The following is a 20,861-nucleotide window of genomic DNA, read 5'->3' as shown; positions in this document are numbered from 1 at the left end:
TACGTTCAAAAAATAATATCATGTTTAACAAGTTTATACAAAGGCCCGTCCTTTCGATCGTTATTTCACTGATCATCGTATTTCTGGGCGTATTGTCAATCGCCAAATTACCGGTAACTCAATTTCCGTCGATATCGCCTCCAAAAGTGAATATTACGGCTGAGTATCCTGGTGCAAACAACGAGCTCTTGATCAAGTCGGTAGTTATCCCTCTTGAGCGGGCGCTTAACGGTGTTCCCGGAATGAAGTATATGGAGTCCGACGCCGGTAATGACGGCGAGGCATCGATCCAGGTAATTTTCAACTTAGGAACAGACCCTAACCAGGCATCGCTTAACGTACAAAATCGTGTTGCCGCGGTAACGAATAAGCTTCCGCCACTCGTCATTCGTGAAGGTGTGAAGATTTCGCGTGAAGAATCCAACATGCTGATGTACATCAACCTTTACAGTAAGGATCCGAAAATGAACGAAAACTTCCTGTACAACTATGCGGATATCAATCTTCTTTCTGAATTAAAGCGTATTGACGGCGTTGGATTCGCCGACATTTTAGGCGACCGCGATTATGCTATGCGAATCTGGTTGAAACCGGACAGGATGCTGGCTTATAAAATTTCTGCCGACGATGTGATGAAAGCGCTTGACGAGCAAAGTCTCGAAGCGTCGCCCGGCAAAACCGGAGAAAGTTCTGGTAAGCGCTCACAAGCATTTGAATATGTTTTGAAATATTCGGGGCGCTTCAGCACGAAGGAACAGTACGGCGACATCGTTTTACGTGCTAACCCCGACGGCGAACTGCTGCGGTTGAAAGACGTTGCAGACATCGATTTTAGCAGTTCGATGTATGATTTGTACTCGCACCTGAATGGTCGCCCTTCCGCGGCAATCGTGCTGAAGCAATCTTATGGCAGCAATGCCAGTCAGGTTATTGCTGATGTAAAAGCAAAGTTGGCCGAAATCAAGGCGAACGATTTTCCTAAGGGCCTCGATTACGAGATTAGCTATGACGTGTCAAAATTCCTTGATGCTTCGATGGAAAAGGTTGTGCATACGCTTATAGAAGCTTTCATCCTGGTAGGTCTGGTGGTGTTTATCTTCCTTGGCGACTGGCGCTCGACAGTCATTCCCGCTATCGCGGTTCCGGTATCGTTGGTTGGAACATTTGTTTTTATGCAATTTTTCGGCATCACTCTTAACCTGATTACTTTATTCGCACTCGTACTGGCCATCGGTGTGGTAGTCGATGATGCGATCGTGGTAATTGAAGCGGTGCATGCCAATATGGAGAAATACCATTTGTCGCCGTTGAGGGCAACCCAACGGGCGATGCGTGAGATCAGCGGTGCAATTATCGCCATTACTTTCCTCATGGCCGCGGTGTTTATCCCGGTAGCATTTATGTCGGGACCTGTGGGCATTTTTTATCGCCAGTTTTCAATAACCATGGCTACGGCGATTATTCTTTCCGGGTTAGTTGCGCTTACGTTAACGCCAGCACTTTGTGCGATGATGTTGAAAAGCCACTGTACCGGATCGAAAAAGAAATCAATCATCGACAAGGGCCTCGACAAGTTCAACAATTCGTTTAACAGGTTGTCGGGTAAGTACCATATTGTACTGACAAAAGTCGTGAGCCGCCGTGTAGTAACGTTCGGAATGCTGATCGCTTTCTGCGCCGGCGTTTGGTTCTTAAACTCCAATGTTCCATCTGGCTTCATACCAAATGATGACCAGGGAATGGTTTACGCGATTATTCAAACGCCTCCGGGATCGACACTTGAGCGAACCCAGGAGGTGGCATCGCAGCTGCAAAAAATAGCTGAACACGTGGAAGGCGTAAAATCGGTTTCGGCCCTGGCAGGATATGAAGTTTTAACCGAAGGAACCGGCTCTAACTCTGGTACCTGTCTGATCAACCTGAAAGATTGGAATGAACGTAAACATTCAGCCCAGGAAATCATTGATGAACTCGAAGAAAAATCAAAAGATATTGGCGGCGGATCGATCGAATTTTTCCAGCCACCGGCAGTACCCGGATACGGAGCAGCCGGCGGTTTTGAACTTCGCTTGCTGGATAAAGCCGGTAGCGGTGATTACAAAAACATGGAAACTGTGGCCCGGGATTTCGTCCGCGAGCTGAATAAGCGACCCGAACTCTCATCCGTGTTTACCTTTTACAGTGCAAGTTTCCCTCAGTATATGCTGCATATCAATAATGACCTCGCCCAGCAAAAGGGAGTGACCATCGACAATGCAATGAATACCTTATCGACTCTGATCGGAAGTAACTACGAAACCAGTTTCATTAAATACGATCGTCAGTATAAAGTGATGGTTCAGGCTCTGCCACAATACCGAGCTATGCCGGCTGATATTCTGAAGCTTTATGTGAAGAATGACAAGGACGAAATGGTTCCGTTCTCAGCTTTCATGACAATGGATAAAGTTTATGGCCTATCGGAAATCACTCGTTACAATATGTATAACTCGGCCGAGATCAGTGGTTCCGCCGCGCCAGGTTACAGTAGTGGCGCTGCCATACAGGCAGTAAACGAAGTCGCCGCTAAAACGCTTCCTCGTGGTTTTGGCATCGATTGGGCAGGTATTTCGAAAGATGAGGTTTCCCGTGGAAATGAGGCGCTTTATATCTTCCTGATTTGCCTTGGATTCGTTTACCTGATCCTCGCCGCGCAATACGAAAGTTTCATCCTGCCTCTGTCTGTAATTCTTTCACTGCCTGCCGGAATTTTCGGAGCATTCCTGTTCCTGAAAATATTTGGTTTAGAGAATAACATTTACGCACAGGTAGCTATGGTGATGCTGATCGGTTTGCTCGGTAAGAATGCTGTGCTTATCGTTGAGTTTGCGACGCAACGGCACCGTGATGGTGCTACGGTTTTAAAAGCGGCGCTTGATGGCGCGAAAGCCAGGTTCCGCCCGATTTTAATGACCTCGTTTGCCTTTATCGCGGGATTAATTCCGTTGATGATTGCAACTGGCCCCGGCGCTATCGGTAACCGCACCATCGGATCAGCCGCCGCCGGAGGTATGCTTTTCGGAACCGTGTTCGGGGTAATTGTTATTCCTGGGCTTTACTACATCTTCGGTAAAATATCCGAAAAACATCAGCTTATCAACATAGAAGAAGAACAACCTTTGACTGAAGAAATAGAAAACAATGTCTAAAAACAAAATATACTGGCTTGCCAGCGTGGCCGTGCTATGCCTGTCGGTTACAGGTTGTAAAGTGCCGTCCATGACGCAAGTCACCGAAAATAAACAGGTTCCACAGTCTTACGGAACGACAACGGATACGCTCAATACAGGTAAAATCCGCTGGCAATCATTCTTTACAGATCCGAACCTGGTTAGCCTGATTGATACAGGATTAAAGCGTAACCAGGAATTGCAGGTTACATTGCAGGAACTTGAAATTGCGAAAAGCGAAATCAGGTTCAGGCAAAGCAGCTTGCTGCCTTCAGTTGGAATAACAGCAAGTACCGGAATTGAGAAGGTTGGCCGGTATACCAGCCAGGGTGCCGGCGACGCTTCAACAGAAATAACTTCCGGTAAGCCCGTGCCCGATCCGCTGCCCGACTATCTCCTTGGCGTGTACGGTAATTGGGAAGTTGATATATGGCATAAACTGCATAACGCGAAAAAGGCCGCTGTAACCCGTTACCTGGCGAGTATAGAAGGCCGGAATTTCGTGGTAACAAATCTTATCGCGGAAATCGCTAACTCTTATTATGAATTGCTCGCACTTGACAACCAGATGGAAATTGTGAAAAAGAACATCGAGCTGCAAAATAATGCACTCGAGATCGTAAAAGTGCAAAAACAAGCCGCAAGAACCACTGAGCTCGCAGTTCGTAAGTTTGAAGCAGAAGTGTTGAATACGAAAAGTCTGCAGTATGATCTTCAGCAAAAGATCACGGAAACAGAGAATAAAATCAATTTTCTGTTGGGAAGATATCCGCAGCCGATCGTTAGAAGTTCGGTGACTTTTAATGATATGATGCCGGGCAGTATCAGTGCCGGTATCCCGTCGCAACTTCTCACCAATCGTCCTGACGTGAGACAGGCGGAGCTGGAACTAACAGCTGCAAAGCTCGACGTGAAAGTGGCCAGGGCTGAATTCTACCCGTCGTTAGGCTTATCCGCCTCAATTGGTTTACAGGCATTTGATCCAACTTACCTGGCTAAATTGCCGGAGTCTCTCCTGTACAATATAGCCGCTGATATTACTGCGCCCTTAGTTAATCGCGGAGCGATAAAAGCGGAATACGCAGGTGCGAACGCCAAGCAAACGCAGGCAGTTTATAATTACGAACGTACTCTTCTCAACGCTTATGTGGAAGTAGCCAACCAGATGTCGAGTATTAGTAATCTGCAAAACAGTTATGATCTGAAGTCGAGACAAGTGAATGCCCTAACACAATCTATTGATATTTCAAACGACCTCTTCCGTTCAGCTCGTGCCGATTATCTTGAAGTATTGCTGACACAGCGCGATGCTCTGGAAGCTAAATTGGATTTAATTGATACAAAGAAAGCGCAAATGAACGCGATGGTTAATATTTATCAGGCTTTAGGCGGCGGGTGGAATTAACAGCGAAATGATATATGATATGAATTCAAATAGCTGGCTAATACCGGCTATTTGAATAAAGATGCCTCAGTTAAATTTCACCATAAAAACTGTACAACCCGGACGAAGTGTTTTTAACGAAAACTCAAATCCGTGATTAACTAAAATTTCTCTGACCAGGATAAGTCCTATTCCTTTGCCGTCAGTTTTAGTGCTGTAAAAAGGAGTGAACAGGTATTCGCTTTGCGCAGGAGTAATACCGGTACCTGTGTCTGTGATCTTTAGCTGCCGGCTTTCAAGTTCTATACTGAATGTTACAGTTCCGCTAAATTCGATAGCTTCAATGGCATTTTTAACGATGTTGATGAATGCCTGCTCCACCTGTTGCTCGTCGGCCGAAATAATAATTGCTGATTCTGGTAACTCGTTGACCAGTTTAATATTTTTTTCTTCGGCTTTAATACCCATCAGCTGAACCACGGTTTTGATTAACGACTGCAGTTCAAGATGTCTTTTATTGGGTTTCGGCAATTTAACAAGGTCGGCAAAGTTGCGGATGAACAGGTTGAGGTTTTGATTCCGATCCAAAGCCACGTGGAGCGCTCCTTTCAGCAATTCATTATTTTCATTCCATATGGAGTTGGTAGCGATTGCTGATTGAATGATAGAATTAACCGGGCCGATGGTATTGTTAACCTCATGTGCCATCATACGAATCACTTTTCCATATGTATTCTTTTCAGCAGAAAGAATCTCGGCCGTAAGGTCTTCAATTAATATAAAATGACGTGAAAAGCCCCTGTCGATAAAATGCGACTTTTGTAACTTATATACCAGGGCGCCTTTATACTTAACAGTGCGGGAATCACCGGATTTTAACGTTACTATTTGGGTCAATAATTCATTTTGATGATAATTAACCGGGTAATTGATCAATTGCTTTTCGTCAATTTCCAGGATTTCCAAAGCTCTTGGATTTACTTGCTGAACCACATCGTCATAGTCCAGGATAACGATTCCGGTAGGTGATGTTTGAATTAGCTTCTCCAGGAAAAAATGTTGTTGTTCCTGCAGTGTCCGTTCAATACGCAGCTGATCGATCATCTGGTTATACACTTCGATCAACTGATCAACTTCGTATTTTCCTGTCGGCGAAAACTTGATGTTAAAATCACGGTCACGGATGGCTTCAACACCGGTCATTAACGACTTAAGCGGCTGTATCAACTGCCTGTATAAGCTCCAGGAGATCACGACCGAAATGACGATGAAAGCCTCCGCTACCAGGAATAGGATCTTGTTTTCCTCAAAAATAAAGTAAGAGAGCACAAGGGCAACCAGGTGCAGAATAAATACGAAAAGGAGGTATTTAGTCCTCAGTTTCATCGTAAGGTATTTGGTATTTGTCCAGCCTGCGATACAGGGAACTGCGCGTAATACCTAATGACTGCGCAGCTTTCGCCACCCGGTTTTTGTGATAATCCATCGCCTTCCTGATCATGTCTGCTTCAAGCTCGTCTAATGTATAGGAACCGACGCCGGGTAATTGCTTGTTATCTTTTTTTGCCGGCGTCGCGTCGAGCTGAGCCCTTATATCTTCAATTTCAAACTTGTCTTTTTTACTTACCAGTACAGTTCGCTCTACCAGGTTTTTCAGTTGGCGGATATTGCCCGGCAGGGGTAATTGCTGCAGCCATTTCAAAGCCGCATGGCTAACGGATAACTCAGGACGGTTATAAATCTCTTTTAAATTGCTGATAAAGTAATTAACCAGCAAAGGAATGTCTCCGGGCCGTTCACGTAATGCTGGCAAATAAATAGTAATGAGATTAATCCGATACAGCAGGTCTTCCCTGAAACTTTTAAGCGTAACCATATCATTCAGGTTTTTATTGGTAGCACATACCACACGCAGGTCGACTGTTTTTGTCCGGCTGCTGCCGAGTACTTCGTAAGTGCGGTCCTGTAGAACCCTTAACAGTTTTACTTGGCTTCCGGCATCCAGGTCGCCGATCTCATCTAAAAAGATGGTCCCTTTATTTGCCATTTCAAATCTTCCCATCCGGTCAAAACGCGCGTCGGTAAAAGCTCCGCGAATATGGCCGAACATCTCACTTTCGAATAAGGAAGTGGAGATGCCGCCAAGATTCACTTTTACAAAAGGCTTGTTCCTGCGGCTGCTGTTTTGGTGAATGGCTTCTGCAATCAGTTCTTTACCCGTTCCGCTTTCACCCATGATGAGCACAGAAGCATCTGTTCCGGCCACGCGGCCGATGGTTTCCAGGATATCCAGTAATTTGGGGTCCTGGCCAACGATCTGCTGAAAGTTATACTGACTGTCTAATTGTTTACGTGTAAGCCGCTGTGTAGTCTGTTTCTCGAGATCTAAAAATGTTTTGACGGATTGCAGAAAATACTGGTTGTCCCAGGGCTTGTTTATAAAGTCATTCGCACCCATTTTCATACCCTTTACAGCGAGTTCGATGCTTCCCCATCCGGTTATCAGGATTACCGGCACAGCGGGATTCAGCTGTTTAATCTGGCCGAGAAGCTGCAGGCCTTCATCGCCGGAAGTATCTAGCGAGAAGTTAAGATCCAGGATAATGAGCTGCAGTTTTTCTTTTTTAATAATCGATAAAGCATCTGCAGGTGTCGAAGAGCCAGTAACCTCATACTTCTCGCTTTTTAGCAATAAATACAGGGAGGTACGAACGGCGATATCATCATCAATGATCAGTATCATAACAGGGCCTTAAGGTCGTAATTATTCTTCATGTAGAGCAACAGCCGGGTAAATCGCTGCGGCTTGATTGCCCGGGTATAAAGAGCATGCAATAACAACCAGGTAAATAAAACCGATCGCAAGACCGATGGCCGTTAAATAAACGCCTGCAGGGAGATCAAACACATTGAGCAACGGAAACTGAACGGCAAAAAATGTCCCGGCAATGATCGATAATGTAGTAAGTATTAGCGCTTCGGTGACTAACTGGGATGATACCGAACTGCCGCTTGCACCGATCGCCCTCCGCAGGCCGATTTCGCCCCGTCTCTTATTAATGTTGTACCATAGCACGCCGAATATTCCCAGCGCTACATTGATGATCAGGAACGCGGCAACTATGGAGAGAATGATGAGCGGTACAAGAGTGAATTTGTTGTAAGCTGTTAATTTGTTGTCCAGGTGCTCTATCTCTATGTTCGAATTTTTTAAGGTATTGGCCATCATTTTATATAACCGCCCTTCAAAGGCGGCATCTGCATCCGGGCTTACCTTAACCAGTATCCGCGACAGCCAGTGATAGGCAGAGGTATCGGCCCGGCCATACATTGAAGGCCCCGCAACCTGGTAGTCACCGTCAAATTTGATATCGTTTACAACGCCAATGATTTTGATCTTTGCTTTGTCATCACCATAGGTTAGATATTTTCCAAGCGCGGTGGTATTGCCAAACAGCTTTTCTTTTAATGAATTATTGATTACGGTAAGTCTTTGCTTGCCCGCCTTATCTTCCTTATTGTACCATCTGCCTTCAATCATTTTGGCACCTAAAGTATTGGTGTAATTATCATCGACGGTGAATTGATTTACACGGTCAAATTCTTCACCATCATATTTAATACCGCTGCTTGAATGTGAAGAGGAGAAAGGTACATTGTTGCTTGAATAACCCGCATCAATTACTTTGGGCATACTCTTTATATTCCTTAACAGGCTCTCATAGAACAGGGCCAGTGAATCGGAACTCGTCGTTTTTAATGAGTTGTTATAATTAATAACCCATACATGTTCGTAATCGATCCCCATCGGTGTTACGTAGTTGCGGTAAGAATTCACCCCAAAAGTAAACACGGCGAACATCACCATAAAGGAAAGCAGGATTTCGGCGATCAATAAAGAATTTTGTTTCTTCTTGTTCCAGATGAGTTTAAATAAATGCTTGAACATAATATCGTGATTTTAAGGATTTATTTTTTACGCTTTCAGGGCAGTTACCACATTCAGTTTGGACATGCGCCAGGCCGGGTACACGCCCGAAAGCAACCCGAATACAATACATATTCCCAGTGCATAAAATAAAACGGTGAAGTTTAAACTCAATTCCAGGTTGGCAATTAGTCGCGCATTGTTAATAAAATACAGGGCTACAACAGACAGCACAATACCTATTAAGCCACCCAGGAAAGTCAAAATCAGGTTTTCTACAATGAACTGGTAAACCAACGTTTGCGAGGAAGCGCCAAATGCTTTGCGAACTCCAATTTCCGAAGAACGTTCCATAATCCGGGTAACGTTGATATTAACCAGGTTTAATGTAGGCAATAGCATGACCAGCAAAGCAAATACAGACAGGGCTGTTATAGCATACAGCATGCCTGATTTAGTTTCATTGCCGGTTCGAACATACCCCTCAACGTAAGGGTCGGCATGACTGTATATTTTATCGAATTGCTTATCGGGAATTGGGAGTTTGGGTATCATTAAATCAAATTCTTTTTTCATTTTCGGAACATCACTTTTATCAGCTGCTAGCAAAATTCCAGTGAATTCCCCCATATAACCTTTGTCGCTTTTGAAATCTATTTTAGATACAGTATAGGGCAGGTATATATCAGCGTAAAACAAGTAGGCTGTAATGGGTATATTTTTTACTACGCCACATATCCGGTATTTAATGTTGTCGGCTTCCAGGTACTTACCTACAACAGGACCGGAATCATCGCCGAAGTATTCCTTTTTCATATCTTCAGAAATGACGGTAACACGCTCCGCATTAGCAATCTGCTGCTTAGTGATCGCCTTGCCCTCCGAAAATTTATATTCCAGTATGTCCCAGTAATCGGCGTTGGTATATTTATAATTAATAACGATCTTCCGGTTATTTACATACGTATTCGTGCTGTTGAAATTAGATGATATGGCGAATTTAACAGGCGTTTTAAGGCTTCCGACATAATGCTGAAGGAAATAGTATGAAGGGGCTGCAGCATTCATTGATTCTTTGCCTTTTAATTCGATATGAGCGACATATAGTGAGCGGTCACGCTTTTTGTCCGGATAATCGTCGTTAACCACTTTATCAATGAACGCGGTGGCTACCATTAATATGCTCAGTGTAAAACTGATACCGAACAAACTGATAAAGGTGAAAAACTTACGGCGTTTTAACACCGCTATGGCAATTTTGAAGTAGTTTTTTAACATGGCTTTAATGTTAGAGCGGTGATTATGATACTTGCGAACCATCAAATAAACGCACCAGCCGATGTGTTTTCCTGGCCATATTTTCGTCGTGGGTAACCATCACAATGGTGGTTCCCTCTTTTTGATTTAAGTTGATCAGGATATCCATAATCTCATTTCCCATGGCGCTGTCCAGGTTACCGGTAGGCTCATCGGCCAGTATAATTTCCGGCCGGCCTACAATGGCTCTTGCGATAGCTACCCGCTGCCGCTGCCCGCCGGATAGCTGGGTAGGGAAGTGCTTCATCCGGTTGCTTAACCCAACTTTTTCCAATGCTTCGGACGCGAGCTTTTTTCTTTCCCTGGCTGTTGTATCTCGGTATAATAAAGGCAATTCGACATTGTCAAGCACCTGCAGGTCATTGATCAAATGATAGCTTTGAAAAATAAAGCCCAGTTTTTGATTGCGGAACTTTGCAAGCTGCTTGTCGTTCAGGCTGCCGGTTTCCTGGTTTGCTATTTGAATGCTGCCTTTAGAAGGGTCATCGAGCAATCCCATAATATTCAGCAGCGTACTTTTTCCGCAACCGGATGGACCCATAACTGAAAGGAACTCGCCTTTGGCAATATCCATGCTGATGTTGTTGAGCGCCAGCGTTTCGATGTTCGTGGTGCGGTAAACCTTTGCAATGTTTTGTAATCTGATCATGATGGTTGATTATACTATTTTAATAAGTTATTTTTTGCTTCTTTTCAAAATCATAAAGCGAGAGATAACGCAGCTGGTAGTAGGCTCCCCAAAAGTCCCGCAAGGCGTTAATAAAATCGCGTTTAGCCTGGTCGTTTTCCCTGAAAGCTATCCCGAGATCAGTGATGCTTAAATCGCCCAGCACATATCGTTCCCGTGCTATCTTGTACTTCTCGCCAGCGATGCTGTCGGCCTGGGCATTGGAAACGATCTGTTCCTTGAGCATGTTAAACAGGGTAACCTGTGTTACGATTTGCTGGCGAAAAGTTTGCTTATCCTGTTCCACTGCATAAGCTGTAAATTGCTCATTGGTCAGCGCCGTTTTAATTTTGGATTTACTTCGTCCCCAATCGAGAACAGGTATGGAAAACTGTAATTGCAGCAACTGTTGATCCTGTGGATTATGGTATACGCCCGGCACCGTAGCGGCGCTGTTGGAAAATCCTAAGTTCGCTGTTAAACTGGCCGTTAAGCCGGTTTGCCCTTTCGCCAGGGCGACGTCCCTTTTTGCCTCGGCAACTCTCCGCACAAATGCAATCGCTTCCGACCGGTTTTCGAAAGCTTCGGTCAGCACCCTGTCGGCACTTACTTCCATCCGACTGATCTCTTCCGGAACCACCAACGCCAGCTCCGCCTCGCTGTCGATACCCATATAGCTGCGCAGCGTCAGTGTAGCGATCTGAATATTACGGCTAGCCGTACCGACGTCTTTTTTTGCATTTAACAGCTCGAGCTGCAGTTGCAGAATTTCATTTTTCGAAATTTTGCCCAGCTCGAATTTAAGATTGGCCACCTTCATGATCTGCTGTGTATTTCTAAGGTTGATCTCGGCTACATGCAGGTTAACCTGCGCCAGTAACAGGTCAAAAAAATAACCCTCCACAGTAACGGCAATCTGCTCCTGCGATTCTATAAAAGCTTGTTTGCTTTCGTCATACTTCAAAGGCTCTATCTTCTTATCCCACTTTAAACTGTTGTACTGGAATAGTGGCTGGCTGATCCCGATGGCGTAAGGAACACCGTTGTAGAGCACGTTATTACGGTCGAAATCATCAAAGCGCTGAAGGTTTGTTGTGCCATAAACCGTTCCTCCGGTGGCTGTGATGGTCTGGCTGAAATCCAGCTGCAAGCTGGAATTATCGTTGTGCACCGGCTGAAACAGAATGGTTCCGTTAGGCTGAAGAACCTGCTGGTAAGTTTTGCTGTACCCAGGCAGCATTCCGCTTAATGATAGCTGTGGCTGATAGTTGCTTTTAAAGGTACGCCATTGCCAGTACTTGTTTTCCTTTACGGCGATCGCCTGTTTTGCCGCGATGGAATTTTTACGGGCCAGGTCAACAACCTCGGTCAGCGTTAATCGCAACGTATCGGGTGGCGCCGCCATGCAAAAGGCCTGTATGCCAGATATAAAAAACAAAAGGATGAGCAGCTGTTTCATGTGTTCCTATTGATTTTTAATGCTTAGCACCTTCGAATTTTTATACTCACTCATGTCTGAGCTTACAACGATATCGCCGGGCTTCAATCCATCCTTTATCTCTACATAATCGAAATTGCTAAGGCCGAGATGTACTATACGCCGTTCAACCTTATCACCATTCAGAACAAATACATCCTGCGCGCCGACACCTTTAAAAGCCGGCCCGTTTGCGATACGCATCACATGACTGTGGGCATCGGTTACCGGGAACACATCAACTTTCATATTAGGGCGCAGCTGTTTATTATTCCGTTCTTCCAGCTGTACCTCAAAACTTACCAGGCTGTTTTGCACGGATGGATTCAGATTCACGATCCGGCCCTTTAGCTCTGTATCATTAAAGCGGACGATGACGGGCATATTGTTACGCAGCTGGTCGAGGTAAGTGTCTGATATATTGCCGGCCACTTTGAAACTGTTCAGGTCGGCAATGCGGGCCAGGATGTCACCTTCTCTTACCGTTGTTCCGATATTCTTGTTAACATAGGTGATCACGCCCTTACGTGAAGCGGTTACGTTGGCAAGCTGTAGTTTGCGGCTCAGTTCGTTTAAATCGTTTTGTTGAATAGCCGCGGCAATTTCAGCTTCTCTAGCTTCCACACGCATCGTTTGCTGTTTGCTCCTGATCTCATTTTCCAGTTGCTTTTTCTCCAATTGAGCAACTTTCAGATTCAGTTCCGCCTGTTCAATACCTTCCCGCGTGCCGCCGCCGGCTTTGAATAGCCGTGTTGCATTTTCTACGGCATCCTTCAGATTTTCAATGCGAAGCTGTTTGATGGCGTTATTGGATTGTATATCAAAAAAGCTTTTATCCAGGTCAAGCTTTAGCTTTTTAATCTCACTTTTTTTTGATTCCAGCTGAAATTTCAGATTGGTAAATTCGTTTTCAGAGGATGATTTGTCCAGAATAATAATAGGCTGATTGGCTTTAACAGTTGTACCAGCATCAATCAGCGCGCTTTTGATAGAGGCGTTAATAGGGCTGGTGATCACTTCTTCAAACTCCGGCAATACTTCACCGGTAGCATTCAGCGTGTTTTCAACATTACCCGTTTCAACCTTTGCCAGCGTAATGTCACTGCGGTTAAGGGTTGGTTTAAAGAATGCTCTCAGTCCCCAGACCGCAGCGATGAGTACGCCTATACTTAAAACAATGATCAGTATAGTTCTTCTTCGTTTTTGTAACAGGTATTGAGCTGGTATTTCAGTATCCATATATCATTTCTTGTCAATTGCTTTGCAAGTGATATACCAATGTTAATTTATTGGTTGTTAGTGTTTTATGTTATTTCCGATGTCTGTATTTGTCCGATTTCGGACAGGTTGCCCTGCTTTCGGGCAGTTGTGGAGAGCAGACGGATTCAATCGTGTTATTATTATGCTACCAGTTGAAAGCAAAGAGAAAGGCTGCAGCTGCGGTGGGACGTCTGACATTCTGTATAAAATCACCTGTATAAAAAAGGGTGGTTTACCCGGGGTAAAAAGGGTGTTTTGAATCGTGTGTTTTTAAATCGGCGATAGCATATTTGCAGCACATCTGAAAAACAAAACTGTTACCCACATCTATCTATGAAAAACATACCTCTTGGGAAGTTCTGGGCCAAGATATTGTATGGGTAAAATTTACGGAATTAAGCGGCTTTGCCTGGTTGTTGTTTGCGGTATCATTTTATTTAGCTTTGGCTATTTAGATAAGCCCGTCAGAAAACCCGGTACTGCAAAATCAATCACACCAAAACTTCAGTCTGACAGGAAAAATCATTTTCAGCACGCCAGGAACATGCATGCGAAGGATACGTTGTTATCTGCCTGGGATTGAATTGACTTTACCAGATTTTCTTATTAAAGCATTTGCCAACCGGAAGTGCTATACTAGTCATTGCTAATAATCCTTATCACAATAGCTGCGGCATATCAGAGATGGTATGCCGTTTTTTTGACTGGTAATGATGTTACTTATTGTTTATAAGTACTTCAAGCAAGTTTTAATATAGAAATGGTAATTGGGGGATATAAAAAACTTTTCGAATGCCCGGAAAGCGGGTGGCTTTCGTTGAATGGTTGAATCATTTTTAAGTGGCTATCAATTCCGCTAATCTTAAATTATTTTAAGACTGTACGAGGCTCAAAATAATTGTACGAGCCGGACACAAAGGAACGGTATACGATGCAATAACTTGTTGAAAATGAAGATTTGGATTCGTTGTCCGGTTTGATTGAAACGTTGCATTTGATTAGGTAGGGTTATAGTAGATGATCGTATAAGTCGATTAAAATTACTTCGAATCTGTTGGCGGCTTAAATAATCCGGCGGATAGTTAGTTATCCCCCGGATTACTCAATTACAGGTGCAGCTGCTGAAGGATCGCCATAAACCATTGGAGCAACTTTCACGGTCATCGCTTTCAAGTTTTCAGGAGCGGATTCTTCAGCACATCCATAAACCATTGGCGCAACGGGTACACGTTTCAGATCAATCAATTCTGAAGGAACAGTTTCTGACTGGTTTCCGTAAATCATTGGCGCAACTTTAACTGTCATGGCCTTCAGGTTCTCTGGTGCAGATTCATCAGGGCTACCTAATGTAAAAGGTGCTGCTGAAACGTTTTTTAAAGAAGCAACAGTTTTTGAAGGAGCCTTTTCGTTAGCGAAAGCGCCGGTTGATGCGATGATTAATAAACCTGCTGCGATATTTTTTAAAGTTTTCATGATTCGTTTTTTTAATTTTTTTCCTTGTTTGTTGACTCAAAATTATCTCAAAAGCAGGCCGTCGTAAATAGAGAACTGGCAAGAGTGGAAAGACTTTCGGTAAATGCCGGAAAATTTCCGGTGAAAAGGGATTCGAAATTTTTACCGGTGATTGAGGTGTTGCTGAACTAAAGCCAGGCGCTTTTTTTTTTTGACGTGCAACACTCGTGGATCGTATTATGGAATTTAATCTATCCGCTCATCATTTAATAAAAAACGATTATGGCCGAATTAACCCAAACCTTACGTTCTAACTCTGGGAGAGTGAAACGCTTGCGAATTGCGCCACGCATAGATCTTACAGCAATGGTTGATTTATGCTTCTTGTTAATTACGTTTTTTATGCTGACGACTACGCTGGCAAAGTTAAAAGCGATGGACGTCGTTATGCCGGTTAAAGAAACTAACCAAACAGGTGTTTCCGAAGATCGGAGCATAACTATTTGTCTTGGAGCGAATGATAGGTTGATGTGGTATAAAGGCACTTCAAAAAAGCCACTGCTTGGCCCCTTCAGGACAAACTTTAGTAAAGGTGGTATCCGGAAAGCATTGACAGAACAATCCGCAGCTATAAAAAATCAATATAAAGACAAACAGTTGATTGTGCTTATTAAGGCAAGCGATCATTCCAGCTATAAAAATTTGGTTGATATTCTGGATGAAATGAAGATAGGGAGCGTTGACTCTTATGCCATCGTTGACCTTACCAAGGAGGACATGGTGATGATGAAAGCAATTCACGTCAATTAATTTCAAATCGTAACGTGCTGTTGAACGCCTTTCTGCATCATCGAATAAGCGGAAAGGCGTTATTATTTAGGAAAGTCTATTTGGGGCGATGTGTTTCTGAAATCATTCACTATCTTGAAATGGATTAACAATAACCAATTATGAAAACCAAATTTCTTTGCATTTTCTTACTGTTAACTTCGGCAGCTATGTCACAGCAACTTCCAAGTCGTTGGGATGAATTAACCACCACAGACTGGAAGGCCGCCCTCGATAAATCTTCCAAAACCTGTATACTGCCTATCGGGATTTTGGAAAAGCACGGCCCTCATTCACCGCTGGGAACCGATCTTATTCACGTAAGAGATATTGCGGCCCGCGTCGTAAAAAATGAATACGCCGTCACCTTTCCTGATTATTTTTACGGCCAGATTAATGAAGCCAGGCAGCAGCCGGGAACTTTTGCCTTACCAAGTGATTTGATTTTAAAACTCATTGAGGCTACCTGTGATGAGATAGCGAGAAATGGCTTTACCAAAATTGTTATACTTAACGGACACGGCGGAAACCCCGAATTCATGCGGTTCTTTATGCAATCGCAGCTATACAAACGGAAAAGCTATGCAGTGTTCTTCTACACTCCGCAGGGAGATCCGGCTTTTGGTGAGAAATTGGCTTCCATGAGAAAATCTGCTGCCCAGGGCGATCTTCATGCAGGGGAAACCGAAACTTCTGTGCTTTTATATCTTCACCCGGAATTGATGAAAATGGATCGCGCAGCCTCCGAATCTGGGGAAAATCAAAAACGCGCTACCTTGCCGCCTGATGTTTATACGCCCATATGGTGGTATTCGGGCTATCCCAATCATTATGCCGGCGAAGGTGCTAAAGCGACTAAAGAATTAGGCCAGCTGATCGTCGATCATGAAGTAGAATCCTTTTCAAAAGCATTAAAGGCTATCAAAGCGGATACAAAAACTTTGGAAATCCAGGATGAATACTACAAGAAGGTTGACGGGCTCAACAGGTAGCAGAGACTGTCGGTTAAAGATTAACTCAACTTTTTATTGAAAAACTCAATCGTCCGATTCCATGCGAGTTCTGCCGCTGCTTTATCATAGCGCGGGGTCGTATCATTGTGGAAGCCATGATTTGCGTTTTCATAAAAATAGGCGGTATATTCCTTGTTATTATCTTTTAAAGCTTTTTCATAAGCCGGCCAGCCCTCATTAACGTGAGTGTCGAGCGATGCATAATGCAGTAAAAGAGGAGCTTTTATCTTTGAAACGTCTTCAACCGGCGGCTGGCCACCATAAAATGGAACCGACGCCGACAGCCCGGGAATCCGGACAGCCATCATATTGGCAATCCACCCGCCAAAGCAGAAACCTACAACGCCAATTTTGCCATTGCAGTCTTTATGGTTTTTCAAATAATCATAAGAAGCGATGAAGTCTTCCAGCATATCATTTCTGTCACGCTTACTTTGCAGGGCGCGGCCCTCATCATCGTTGCCCGGATAACCGCCTAAAGGGCTCAGCGCATCAGGAGCAATAGAAATAAATCCCGCCAACGCTGCTCTTCTCGCTACATCTTCAATATGCGGATTTAAGCCCCGGTTTTCGTGAACAACGATGATCCCGCCAAGTTTCTTGTTTGCATTTACGGGTGCTGATAACAGTGCTTTGATTGTTCCGCCGCCTTTCGGAGATTGATAGCTGATGTATTCAGATTTTAAGCGGGGATCATCGTGTGAAACCTGGATCGCACCCTTGTAATCCGGCATGAGAAAACTCATCAGCGAAGGCACTGTAAGGCCGCCAACCGCATATAGGGATAGTTTTTGTACAAAATCCCGGCGATTAACACGGTTATGCGCATAATCGTCATACAGGTCGAATACATCCTGGCTGATGTCTTCTTTTTTTATTTCGCTCATAGTCAATTTGAATAAGTATTCTAAGCTAAGAATTTTTTAGTAGGTGTTGAACGGCTTACTAAAGAATAACTGGATGGTATTTTGTGCTTTGTCATTGCACTTTCAGCTTTCGCTAATCTGATTGTCATCTCCGTTAAGGATATAGGGATATCGGAAAAATCCGATATATCTTTGTCTTATGGATCAGGTGGAACTATTTAAAGCGCTTTCCAATAAAACCCGCTTGCAAATTTTGCAATGGCTCAAAGATCCGGAGAATAATTTCCCGGAACAGGCGGAGTATGGTTATGACAATGGTGTATGCGTTGGCCAGATACAGAAAAAAGCCGGATTGACTCAATCAACGGTTTCCGAATACTTGTCGCTATTGCAGCGGGCCGGGATGGTAAAGGCTACCCGTGTCGGGCAGTGGACTTACTACCAGCGAAATGAAGAAGCATTTAACAGCTTGATCCAGTTAATTAAAAAAGACATTTAAATTTTTAAACATGAATACAGACAGCTTGTTCAGGCCTTTTAACCTGAAATCGTTAAGTATCAAAAATCGTATTGTGATGGCTCCGATGACGCGTTCGTTTTCGCCAAATGGCGTTCCAACTGATGATGTCGCAGCTTATTACCGTAAGCGTGCCGAGGGGGGAGTGGGATTAATTTTATCGGAAGGAACGGTGATTGACAGGCCGTCCTCATCTAATGATGCAAACATTCCTCACTTTTATGGTGCGGATGCTTTGACTGGCTGGGAAGACGTTATCAAAAATGTTCATCAGGCTGGGGGGAAAATGGCACCTCAAATCTGGCACATGGGTATCATGGACAACCATCATTCCGGATGGATTCCGCCCGTCCCGTTTGAAGGCCCTTCAGGTTTAAATCGCCCGGGATTTGTTAATGGAAATACTATGACTGATTCTGACATCGCCGATACGATTGCAGCTTTCGGTCGTGCTGCCGCGGATGCCAAGCGATTAGGGTTTGATACCGTAGAAATCCACGGAGCACATGGCTACCTGATCGACCAGTTTTTCTGGAACGAAACGAATAAAAGAACGGATATCTGGGGAGGCAAAACATTAGCCGAACGGACACGCTTCGGAGTAGAAGTGATCAAAGAAGTTCGTAAACAGGTAGGAGAGGATTTTGCATTGATCATACGATTATCACAATTCAAGCCCGCCAATTATACCAATAAACTGGCTGCAACGCCACAGGAACTTGAAGCCTGGATCAGTCCGCTGGCTGATGCAGGAGCAGACATTTTTCATTGTTCGCAGCGTCGCTTTTGGGAAGCTGAGTTTGACGATTCGGATCTTAATTTCGCCGGTTGGGTTAAAAAGGTAAGCGGAAAAGCTACAATCACGGTAGGTTCAGTTGGTTTAACAGGAGAATTCCTTGCCGCTTTCGCCGGTGAAAGTTCCCAGCCAAGTTCATTGGATGAATTGCTTCGTCGTTTTGACCGCGGGGATTTCGACCTGGTAGCTGTCGGCCGTCCGTTACTCTCTGATCCAAATTGGGTTAAAAAGATCAAAGAACAACGTACCGGTGAACTGAAAGGTTTCTCTAAAGAAGCGTTGGCTGAGCTTGTAATGGAATAAAGCATTTTAATACCGGTTAACAAAAAAGCCGCTTCTTTTGAGGCGGCTTTTTTGTTATGCATCGTTTTTGCATATTGTTGTAAGCTAGATTAAATGCCTATCTTGATATAAAATTCGCTTCATGAAGCATACGGTTTTAATGCCGGTTTTTATGACTTGTGTCCTGTTAGTCTCCGGCGAAAATAATTTTTACAGACAGGCCCCGGTTTTAGCAACTTTTGACAGGAGTGTCGCCATTTGCGGAAATCTCCCGGAAGGCATAACAAAGGATCGGAACGGGAAATATATACCGGTGCTTCCGGGCTTGGGAAATCACAGTTACAGCATTTCTACCACTGCAGACAGTGCCCAGGTGTATTTTGATCAGGGCATTAATTTCTATTACAGCTATCATTTTCGCGAGGCGCAGGCTTCGTTTAAGGAAGCTGCCCGGTTTGACAAGGATTGCGCTATGGCGTATTGGGGTCAGGCGCTGGCAATGGGGCCATATTATAATAACTACACCTATAAAATGGATAAGCAAGTGCCGCAAGTTTTGCAGGTGATGGCACAAAATATCGCGGGTGTAAGCGAAAAGGAAAAAGATTTGATTTACGCCATGCAACGACGGTATTCTTCGGATACGACAAATGCAGATAGGGTTAAACTTGACAGCGATTATGCAGCTTCAATGCGCTTGCTCGTTAAAAAGCATCCGAATGACAACGACGTAAAAGCTCTGTACATTGACGCAGTGATGCTGCAGCATAAATGGGATTTTTGGTATAATAACGGAACTCCTAAAGCCTGGACACCGGAGCTTGTGCAGTTATCGCAAGAGATTTTAAAATCCGATTCCACTCATCCTGCGGCGCTTCATTATTTTATTCATTTAACAGAAGCATCGCGCCATCCGGAGATTGCACTGCCTGATGCAGAAAAGTTAAGAAATACTATGCCCGGCGTTGGCCACATGGTGCATATGGCAACGCATTCTTACCAGCGCAACGGTTTTTTTTCCAGGGGTGTTGTTGTAAACGAAGAAGCCAACGATGTAAATAACCGGATCGATTCCCTTGTGCCATCTTTACAACTAGGACGAGATAATGTCGTTCATATTTATGCTGTGCAATCGTACTGCGCGATGAACGCTGGTATGTACCGAAAGGGATTGCCTGTTTATCAGCGCACCCGCGAAAGGCTGATTGCTCAGCAACCAGGATTTGAAAAAAATACCTACGCGCAATTTGTTTATATGATACCGGTTGTCGCCCGGGTAAGGCTGGGCAAATGGCAAGAGATATTAAAGGCCAACGAACCCGATACAAAGTGGAAATATGCCTCTTTGCTTAACGATTTTGCAAAAGGAATGGCGTGCGTCCGAAGTGGCAATATACCCGAGGCTAAACGGCGGCTTACTAACATTAAAAAGCATTTGGCCAATAGTCAGCTGGCAATCCGGCTGATGCCTTTTAATGCGCCGAAGCAATGTGGTATCATAGCGTCAGAATTATTGAGTGGTGAAATTTTATTTGCTGAGAAACGATATGAAGAAGCATTAACTGCATTAAAGAAAGCCGTTGATGAAGAAGATAACCTGATTTATCGTGAACCTCAGGATTGGTTGATCCCTTCGCGACAATACTTAGGATTAGCGTTGCTAAGATTGAATCGTGCGTCGGAAGCTGCTAAAGTTTATCAGGAAGATTTGACAACAAACCCTGGAAATGGCTGGTCGTTATTAGGCATGTTCCAATGCCTGTCTGCTCAAAAGAAATTAACAGAAGCGGCTGCTTACAAAAAAAGCTATCAGCGGGCATTTGCTGCAGCTGATGTAATGCCCGATGCATCTGCATATTAACTCA

Annotated in this window: 17 protein-coding genes; 8 read left to right on the top strand and 9 right to left on the bottom strand. The window is 44.1% G+C overall.

Going from position 1 to position 20,861, the window contains the following annotated elements:
• The first annotated feature begins 20 nt into the window (after positions 1–20).
• A complete protein-coding gene (locus GS399_RS09835; RefSeq protein ID WP_160844450.1) occupies positions 21–3,188 on the top strand; it encodes an efflux RND transporter permease subunit in 3,168 nt (1,055 codons plus the stop codon).
• The gene (locus GS399_RS09830) at positions 3,181–4,614 is read left to right on the top strand and encodes a TolC family protein (RefSeq protein WP_160844449.1); all 1,434 of its coding nucleotides are present in this window, start codon (positions 3,181–3,183) and stop codon (positions 4,612–4,614) included. The genes GS399_RS09835 and GS399_RS09830 overlap by 8 nt, the downstream gene beginning before the upstream one ends.
• 66 nt (positions 4,615–4,680) lie before the next feature.
• Here the strand turns inward: GS399_RS09830 and GS399_RS09825 are convergent, their stop codons facing one another.
• Genes GS399_RS09825 through GS399_RS09795 form a run of 7 tightly spaced genes read right to left on the bottom strand, consistent with a single transcriptional unit; the run spans position 4,681 to position 13,221 of the window.
• Positions 4,681–5,979, bottom strand: a complete 1,299-nt coding sequence (locus GS399_RS09825) for a sensor histidine kinase (protein WP_160844448.1) — start codon at positions 5,977–5,979, stop codon at positions 4,681–4,683.
• On the bottom strand, positions 5,963–7,336 hold the full coding sequence (locus tag GS399_RS09820; protein ID WP_160844447.1) for a sigma-54-dependent transcriptional regulator: 1,374 nt from the start codon (positions 7,334–7,336) through the stop codon (positions 5,963–5,965). Before GS399_RS09820 ends, GS399_RS09825 begins: the two co-directional genes overlap by 17 nt.
• Before the next feature lie 21 nt (positions 7,337–7,357).
• Positions 7,358–8,542 (bottom strand): ABC transporter permease, encoded by a 1,185-nt coding sequence (locus tag GS399_RS09815; protein ID WP_160844446.1) that lies wholly within the window; start codon positions 8,540–8,542, stop codon positions 7,358–7,360.
• A 27-nt stretch (positions 8,543–8,569) separates the two neighbouring features.
• On the bottom strand, positions 8,570–9,799 hold the full coding sequence (locus GS399_RS09810) for an ABC transporter permease (RefSeq protein WP_160844445.1): 1,230 nt from the start codon (positions 9,797–9,799) through the stop codon (positions 8,570–8,572).
• A gap of 22 nt (positions 9,800–9,821) precedes the next feature.
• The gene (locus GS399_RS09805; RefSeq protein WP_160844444.1) at positions 9,822–10,487 is read right to left on the bottom strand and encodes an ABC transporter ATP-binding protein; all 666 of its coding nucleotides are present in this window, start codon (positions 10,485–10,487) and stop codon (positions 9,822–9,824) included.
• Between the two features lie 19 nt (positions 10,488–10,506).
• Entirely contained in the window at positions 10,507–11,964 is a 1,458-nt protein-coding gene (locus tag GS399_RS09800; protein ID WP_160844443.1) for a TolC family protein, read from the bottom strand.
• 6 nt (positions 11,965–11,970) lie between these two features.
• On the bottom strand, positions 11,971–13,221 hold the full coding sequence (locus GS399_RS09795) for an efflux RND transporter periplasmic adaptor subunit (RefSeq protein ID WP_160844442.1): 1,251 nt from the start codon (positions 13,219–13,221) through the stop codon (positions 11,971–11,973).
• Positions 13,222–13,618: 397 nt separating this feature from the next.
• On the opposite strand from GS399_RS09795, the gene GS399_RS09790 reads away from it, so the two are divergent.
• The gene (locus tag GS399_RS09790) at positions 13,619–13,825 is read left to right on the top strand and encodes a hypothetical protein (RefSeq protein ID WP_160844441.1); all 207 of its coding nucleotides are present in this window, start codon (positions 13,619–13,621) and stop codon (positions 13,823–13,825) included.
• A 515-nt stretch (positions 13,826–14,340) separates the two neighbouring features.
• Here the strand turns inward: GS399_RS09790 and GS399_RS09785 are convergent.
• The gene (locus GS399_RS09785) at positions 14,341–14,715 is read right to left on the bottom strand and encodes a hypothetical protein (protein ID WP_160844440.1); all 375 of its coding nucleotides are present in this window, start codon (positions 14,713–14,715) and stop codon (positions 14,341–14,343) included.
• A gap of 261 nt (positions 14,716–14,976) precedes the next feature.
• Here GS399_RS09785 and GS399_RS09780 point away from each other — a divergent pair, with 261 nt between their 5' ends.
• A complete protein-coding gene (locus GS399_RS09780; protein WP_160844439.1) occupies positions 14,977–15,504 on the top strand; it encodes an ExbD/TolR family protein in 528 nt (175 codons plus the stop codon).
• Between the two features lie 188 nt (positions 15,505–15,692).
• Complete coding sequence (locus GS399_RS09775; RefSeq protein WP_160844438.1) at positions 15,693–16,514, top strand: creatininase family protein; 822 nt, start codon at positions 15,693–15,695, stop codon at positions 16,512–16,514.
• Positions 16,515–16,534: 20 nt separating this feature from the next.
• Here the strand turns inward: GS399_RS09775 and GS399_RS09770 are convergent, their stop codons facing one another.
• A complete protein-coding gene (locus GS399_RS09770; RefSeq protein WP_160844437.1) occupies positions 16,535–17,422 on the bottom strand; it encodes a dienelactone hydrolase family protein in 888 nt (295 codons plus the stop codon).
• A gap of 178 nt (positions 17,423–17,600) precedes the next feature.
• On the opposite strand from GS399_RS09770, the gene GS399_RS09765 reads away from it, so the two are divergent.
• The 3 genes from GS399_RS09765 (at position 17,601) to GS399_RS09755 (ending at position 20,857) form a co-directional block, all read left to right on the top strand.
• Positions 17,601–17,900, top strand: coding sequence for an ArsR/SmtB family transcription factor (locus GS399_RS09765; protein WP_160844436.1), 300 nt, complete (start codon positions 17,601–17,603; stop codon positions 17,898–17,900).
• Positions 17,901–17,910: 10 nt separating this feature from the next.
• The gene (locus tag GS399_RS09760) at positions 17,911–19,017 is read left to right on the top strand and encodes an NADH:flavin oxidoreductase (protein ID WP_160844435.1); all 1,107 of its coding nucleotides are present in this window, start codon (positions 17,911–17,913) and stop codon (positions 19,015–19,017) included.
• A gap of 121 nt (positions 19,018–19,138) precedes the next feature.
• Positions 19,139–20,857, top strand: a complete 1,719-nt coding sequence (locus GS399_RS09755; RefSeq protein WP_160844434.1) for a tetratricopeptide repeat protein — start codon at positions 19,139–19,141, stop codon at positions 20,855–20,857.
• Positions 20,858–20,861 lie beyond the last annotated feature (4 nt).

Source organism: Hufsiella arboris (assembly GCF_009834875.1).
GTDB classification, from domain to species: Bacteria; Bacteroidota; Bacteroidia; order Sphingobacteriales; family Sphingobacteriaceae; genus Hufsiella_A; species Hufsiella_A arboris.
Note: the sequence above shows the minus strand (reverse complement) of the source record. Positions and strands in the feature narration are given on the sequence as shown.

What these genes read in the sequence shown, in the direction of transcription:
- GS399_RS09830 (WP_160844449.1), top strand. Translation starts at nt 3,181, where the DNA reads ATGTCTAAAAACAAAATATACTGGCTTGCCAGCGTGGCCGTGCTATGC.
- GS399_RS09815 (WP_160844446.1), bottom strand. Translation starts at nt 8,542, where the DNA reads ATGTTCAAGCATTTATTTAAACTCATCTGGAACAAGAAGAAACAAAAT.
- GS399_RS09810 (WP_160844445.1), bottom strand. Translation starts at nt 9,799, where the DNA reads ATGTTAAAAAACTACTTCAAAATTGCCATAGCGGTGTTAAAACGCCGT.
- GS399_RS09805 (WP_160844444.1), bottom strand. Translation starts at nt 10,487, where the DNA reads ATGATCAGATTACAAAACATTGCAAAGGTTTACCGCACCACGAACATC.
- GS399_RS09820 (WP_160844447.1), bottom strand. Translation starts at nt 7,336, where the DNA reads ATGATACTGATCATTGATGATGATATCGCCGTTCGTACCTCCCTGTAT.
- GS399_RS09780 (WP_160844439.1), top strand. Translation starts at nt 14,977, where the DNA reads ATGGCCGAATTAACCCAAACCTTACGTTCTAACTCTGGGAGAGTGAAA.
- GS399_RS09825 (WP_160844448.1), bottom strand. Translation starts at nt 5,979, where the DNA reads ATGAAACTGAGGACTAAATACCTCCTTTTCGTATTTATTCTGCACCTG.
- GS399_RS09790 (WP_160844441.1), top strand. Translation starts at nt 13,619, where the DNA reads ATGGGTAAAATTTACGGAATTAAGCGGCTTTGCCTGGTTGTTGTTTGC.
- GS399_RS09800 (WP_160844443.1), bottom strand. Translation starts at nt 11,964, where the DNA reads ATGAAACAGCTGCTCATCCTTTTGTTTTTTATATCTGGCATACAGGCC.
- GS399_RS09770 (WP_160844437.1), bottom strand. Translation starts at nt 17,422, where the DNA reads ATGAGCGAAATAAAAAAAGAAGACATCAGCCAGGATGTATTCGACCTG.
- GS399_RS09835 (WP_160844450.1), top strand. Translation starts at nt 21, where the DNA reads ATGTTTAACAAGTTTATACAAAGGCCCGTCCTTTCGATCGTTATTTCA.
- GS399_RS09765 (WP_160844436.1), top strand. Translation starts at nt 17,601, where the DNA reads ATGGATCAGGTGGAACTATTTAAAGCGCTTTCCAATAAAACCCGCTTG.
- GS399_RS09755 (WP_160844434.1), top strand. Translation starts at nt 19,139, where the DNA reads ATGAAGCATACGGTTTTAATGCCGGTTTTTATGACTTGTGTCCTGTTA.
- GS399_RS09785 (WP_160844440.1), bottom strand. Translation starts at nt 14,715, where the DNA reads ATGAAAACTTTAAAAAATATCGCAGCAGGTTTATTAATCATCGCATCA.
- GS399_RS09795 (WP_160844442.1), bottom strand. Translation starts at nt 13,221, where the DNA reads ATGGATACTGAAATACCAGCTCAATACCTGTTACAAAAACGAAGAAGA.
- GS399_RS09760 (WP_160844435.1), top strand. Translation starts at nt 17,911, where the DNA reads ATGAATACAGACAGCTTGTTCAGGCCTTTTAACCTGAAATCGTTAAGT.
- GS399_RS09775 (WP_160844438.1), top strand. Translation starts at nt 15,693, where the DNA reads ATGTCACAGCAACTTCCAAGTCGTTGGGATGAATTAACCACCACAGAC.